Annotated in this window: 3 protein-coding genes and 2 pseudogenes; 4 read left to right on the top strand and 1 reads right to left on the bottom strand. The window is 74.4% G+C overall.

What is annotated here, in order from left to right:
• Positions 1 to 76: 76 nt before the first annotated feature.
• The 3 genes and pseudogenes from AB0O00_RS29600 to def form a co-directional block, all read left to right on the top strand.
• Positions 77 to 1,492, top strand: a complete 1,416-nt coding sequence (locus AB0O00_RS29600) for an HD domain-containing phosphohydrolase (protein WP_363656927.1) — start codon at positions 77 to 79, stop codon at positions 1,490 to 1,492.
• 366 nt (positions 1,493 to 1,858) lie between these two features.
• Positions 1,859 to 2,851, top strand: a complete 993-nt coding sequence (locus tag AB0O00_RS29595; RefSeq protein ID WP_363656925.1) for a hypothetical protein — start codon at positions 1,859 to 1,861, stop codon at positions 2,849 to 2,851.
• A gap of 138 nt (positions 2,852 to 2,989) precedes the next feature.
• A pseudogene (def, locus tag AB0O00_RS29590) lies at positions 2,990 to 3,532 on the top strand (peptide deformylase); the annotation flags it as partial.
• 94 nt (positions 3,533 to 3,626) lie between these two features.
• Here def and AB0O00_RS29585 read toward each other — a convergent pair.
• Positions 3,627 to 4,385, bottom strand: a complete 759-nt coding sequence (locus AB0O00_RS29585; RefSeq protein WP_363656923.1) for a helix-turn-helix domain-containing protein — start codon at positions 4,383 to 4,385, stop codon at positions 3,627 to 3,629.
• Between the two features lie 278 nt (positions 4,386 to 4,663).
• On the opposite strand from AB0O00_RS29585, the pseudogene AB0O00_RS29580 reads away from it, so the two are divergent.
• Positions 4,664 to 4,910, top strand: a pseudogene (locus AB0O00_RS29580) (hypothetical protein); the annotation flags it as partial.

Raw genomic sequence — 4,910 nt, 5'->3', positions numbered from 1 at the left:
GTGTGCCGGAGCCCGTCCGGTCCGCCCCGGGCCGGGTGCCCGCCCAGGGCGGGAGCATCCCCACGGCCGGGCAGCCGTGAACGCGCGCCGGCCGGAGGAGGCCCGGCCGCGGGACGGCCGGTGGGCGGCGCACGCGGTGCGGGTGGCGGCGGCCGGGCTGCTGGCCGTCGCGCTTGCGGCGGTCGCGGAGCGCGGGGTCGAGCAGCCCCGGGTCGCCCTCGCCTTCACCGCGCTGATCGCGCTCGGCGAATGCGTCCGGATCACCCTTCCGGGCGATCGCGAGCAGGCACCCATCGGCGCGGCCGGCGCCCTGGCGTACGCCCTGCTCGGGCCGCTGCGCGGGCTGCCGACCGCGCACGGCACGCTGCAGGTGGTCGCGGTCACCGGCGTCGGCCTGCTGCTCTCCTGGCTGCCCGGGCTCGCACTGCCCCACCCGGGCCGCCCGCACCGGCGCCCGCCGTGGGCCGACCCCGTCCGGCGCGACAGCGCCGCCCGCCGGCTGCTCGGCGTCGGGTTCGCCGCCGCCGTCTTCCAGCCGCTCTACAACAGCGGCCTGGTCGACCGCTTCTCGCCGGACGGGCCCGCGTACGGCGTGTTCCTGACCGCCGTCGCCGCGCTGGCCGCGCTCTGCGACGCCACGCTCGCCGCCCTGCTGCGCCGCGACTGGGCCCGCGCCCGGGGCCCGAAGGGCGGACGAAAGACCGGCCGGCGGACCGGACAGAGGAGCGGACAGCGGAGCGGGCCGAGGTCCGGGCTGCGGTTCTCGGCCGCGCTGGAGGACGAGCTCCACGCGCTGTTCGGCATCGGCTCGGCGATCGTCGCCACCGGGATGCTGGTCAGCCTGGCCGCCGGCGAGGTCGGGCTGTGGGCGCTGCCGCTGTTCTGCACCCCGCTGCTGCTCGCCCAGGTGTCGTTCCGGCGCGCCGCGGCCGTCCGCGCCACCACCGGGCAGACCATCGCCAGCCTGGCCCGCGCCACCGAGGTGGCCGGCTACACCCCGCACGGGCACGCCCGCCGGGTCGCCGACACCGCCTGCGCACTCGGCCGCGAACTGGGGCTCGGCACCCGCGAACTCGCCCTGCTGGAGTACGCGGCGCTGATGCACGACGTCGGGCAGCTGTCGCTGGTCGAGCCGGTGCCCGACGGCGCCACCGCCCTGCTGCCCTGCGCCGAGCAGCAGCGCATCGCCCGCCTCGGCAGCGAGGTGATCAGCCGCACCGGGGTGCCCCGGCAGGTGGCCGAGCAGGTCGCCCGGCTGGCCGACCCCTTCCCCGGCCCGGCCGGCGGCGACGGCTCGGTGCCGCTCGCGGCCCGCATCATCCGGGTGGCCAACGCCCACGACGACCTGCTGACGGCCGCCCGCGGGCGCGGCGTCGGCGAGGCGGTGGGGCGGCTGGAGGCGCTGGAGGTGCTGCGCCTGGGCCGCGGCCGGGTGTACGACGCCCGGGTCGTCGACGCCCTGGCCCGCGTCGGGGGCCAGGCCAGGGGCTGACTGCCCGCCGCGGACGTCGGGGCCAGGCCAGGGCTGACTGTCCGCCGCGGACGCCAAGGGCGGACACCCGGCGCACCACCGGTACGGCGGGGGCGGCCGGAAGCGGACCGGAGCCGGGGCGCGGGCTCCGCGCCCCGGGGTTGAGGTGCGGCGGCGGGGCGGGCAGGCTGGGTAGGGGCGTCCCCGACCCCGCCGGTGGGGAGCGCGCCCGGGGGCGGGCGTGGTTGGATGCGGTCGTAGCGTGGAACACCGACCCGGGGCAGCGGGCCCGTACCCCCGAGGAAGGAGCCCCCGTCCTCCCCCGAACCGGGGGCTCGCGGGAGCGGCGGTACGGGACTTGAGCGGACGACGACGGCAGGGACGAACGTGAGGATCTTCCACCGGGCACGGCACCGGCCGTCCGCCACCTGGCGGCAGACGACCGACCGGGCTTTCACGCTGATCGGCGACGGCCGCTACGAGGACGCCGGCGCGCTGCTGGTGATGGCCGCCGACCTGGAGCCGTGGCTCTCCGATTCCTGGTTCAACCTCGCCCTGCTGCACAAGTTCCGCCGCGACTGGGAGCAGGCCCGCTCGGCCGGCCTGCGGGCCGTCGCCCTGCTGGACCGCGAGCACGGTGCCCCCGACTGGTGGAACCTCGGCATCACCGCGACCGCGCTGCAGGACTGGCCGCTGGCCCGCCGCGCCTGGCAGGCCTACGGGCTGAAGCTGCCCGGCGGCCCCGGCGGGCAGCCGGACGGCCCGGTCAGCCTGGACCTCGGCACGACGCCGGTGCGGCTGTCCCCGGACGGCGAGTCCGAGGTGGTGTGGGGCCGGCGGCTGGACCCGGCCCGCATCGAGGTGCTGTCCATCCCGCTGCCGTCCTCCGGCCGCCGCTGGGGCGAGGTGGTGCTGCACGACGGCGCCCCGCACGGCGAGCGGGTCACCGACGGCATCGCCTACCCGGTGTTCGACGAGATCGAACTGTGGGCGCCGTCCCCCGTGCCGACGTACGTCGTGCTGCTCCAGGCGGCCACGGCGGGCGACCGGGACGCGCTGGAGCGGCTGGTCGCGGACGCGGGCTACGCCGCCGAGGACTGGACGTCCTCGGTGCGGCTGCTGTGCCGGGCCTGTTCGGAGAGCCGGATGGCCGCGGACGACGGCCACACCGCGCACCACGACCCGCACGACGACGGCGACGCCGCGCACCCCGGCCACCTGAGCCACCTCAGCCAGGGCGGGGCCGCCGGGATGTCCTGGCTGGTGGAGCGCGAGTGCGGGATCGCCGCCCCCGCGCACCTGGTGCGCGCCCTGCTGGACCGCTGGGTCGCGGCCGCCCCCGGAACCCGGGCTTACCGGGATCTCGAAGAAGTCTGCTGAGTACCCTGGTGAGGTACGCGTAGACCTATGGAAGCGGAAGACATGGCGGAGCAGCACGACCACGAGCACGAGCACGACGTGGAGGGGGCGGCGCCCGAGGCGCCCGTCAAGGTGATCGGCGACGAGCCCGACCTCACCAAGGGCACCGCGCGTCCGATCACCGTGGTCGGCAACCCCGTCCTGCACCGCGAGGTCAAGGACGTGACCGCGTTCGACGGCGAGCTGTCGGCCCTGATCGACGACATGTTCCAGTCGATGTACGCGGCCGAGGGCGTGGGCCTCGCCGCCAACCAGATCGGCGTGGACCTGAAGGTCTTCGTCTACGACTGCCCGGACGACGAGGGCGTGCGCCACATCGGCCACATGATCAACCCGGTGCTGGAGGAGTACCCGGCCGACCGCCAGCGCGTGCTCGACGACGGCAACGAGGGCTGCCTGTCGGTGCCGACCGCCTACGCCGAGCTGCCGCGCCCGGACTACGCGGCCGTGACGGGCGTCGACAAGAACGGCCACCCGATCCGCGTCGAGGGCACCGGCTTCTTCGCCCGCTGCCTGCAGCACGAGACGGACCACCTGTACGGGTTCCTCTACATCGACAAGCTGTCGAAGCGGGACCGCAAGGACGCCCTGCGCCAGATGGCCGAGGGCACCGCGCGCTACGCGACCGTGCCGAACGCGTAGCGGATCCGGTCGTTCAACGCCGCTGCCCCGTACGAGAGTTCCGTACGGGGCAGCGGCATTTTCATGGGTCGGCGCGCCAGGAGCCGAAGGCCGACTACGCGCCGTCCGGTCGCGGGGCGGCGTCGGTGCCACCGGGGGGCGTTTCGGTTCCGGTGTAGAGGACCTCGCGGCACTGCTCCGCGGTGCGGATGAGCCCTTCGCTGACGAAGTCGAGGAAGCGGGCGGCGCTTTCGAGGCGGGCGGCGGCCGGGGTGCCGCGGCCGAGGACGCCGACGCCCTGGCGCGCGGTCTCGATGAACTGGTCGTTGGCCCGGGCGCTGCGGATCATCGACCGGTACCAGAGGTCCTCGTCGACGACGTAGCGCTCGCGGCGGCGCTGGTCGCGTTCCCGGCGGACGAGCTCCAGGCTTTCGAGGAACGTGATCGCCTTGGAGACGGACGCCGGGCTGACCTGGAGGTGCTGGGCGAGTTCGGCGGCGGTCATGCTGCCGGTGTCGGTGGTGTAGAGGCTGCCGAGCACCCGGGCCATCATCTTGGGCAGGCCCGAGGTCATGAAGACGGTGGTGAGGGCCTCCTCGTACTCGCGCACGGCCCCGGCGTCGCGTCCGTAGGGCTGCGGGAGCGCCTGCGGCCCCTGGGGCGCGGCCGGTGTGCGCCGCTGGGTGCGCTTCTGGGTGGCGCGGTGGGCCAGGTCGGCGCGGTAGCCGGCGGCGCCCCCGTTGCGCATCACCTCACGCGTGATCGTGGAGGTCGGACGGTCGAGACGGCGGGCGATCTCGGCGTAGGCGAGGTTGTCGGCCAGCCCGACCGCGATCTGCTGGCGTTCCTGCTGGGTGAGCCTGCCTCCCGGCATCACGGCCCCTTTCGTGCCCCACGGGTGCTCCGTGGTGCTGCTCGGCGTTCCCTGACGCTGCCACCATAGCGTTCACCTTCACTTCATTGCAACGTGCAGATGGTCTGACGTTGCGTTAATCGAGAGGGTGTTGCAATGATTTCCCTGCTCTGACCTGCACTGATGCAGCTTCAAGGCAAAGCTTTCGTTGTCGTGACATGGAAAGCAACGTAGTGTTTCCATCGTTCCGAAAGAGCGGGCCACACGAAGAGCGGGCCACACACCCAAGGGAGAGCACGATGCAGACGTTCAACACCTCCGCCCCGATCAGTGCCGTCCTGGACGTCCCCGCGGGCCGGATCCTGTTCATCGCCGCGGACCGGGCCGACACCTTGGTCGAGGTCCTGCCGGCGAACGCGACGAAGGGCCGCGACGTGAAGGCGGCGGAGCAGACCACGGTCGCGTACGCCGACGGCGTCCTGCGGATCGAGAACCCGGTGAAGCCGCAGTACCTCGGTCCTTCCGGGGCCGTGGAGGTGACGGTCA

The organism is Kitasatospora sp. NPDC093558 (genome assembly GCF_040683475.1).
In the GTDB taxonomy this organism is placed as follows: domain Bacteria; phylum Actinomycetota; class Actinomycetes; order Streptomycetales; family Streptomycetaceae; genus Kitasatospora.
This window is presented reverse-complemented; position numbering and strand designations above follow the sequence as displayed.

What these genes read in the sequence shown, in the direction of transcription:
- AB0O00_RS29585 (WP_363656923.1), bottom strand. Translation starts at nt 4,385, where the DNA reads ATGCCGGGAGGCAGGCTCACCCAGCAGGAACGCCAGCAGATCGCGGTC.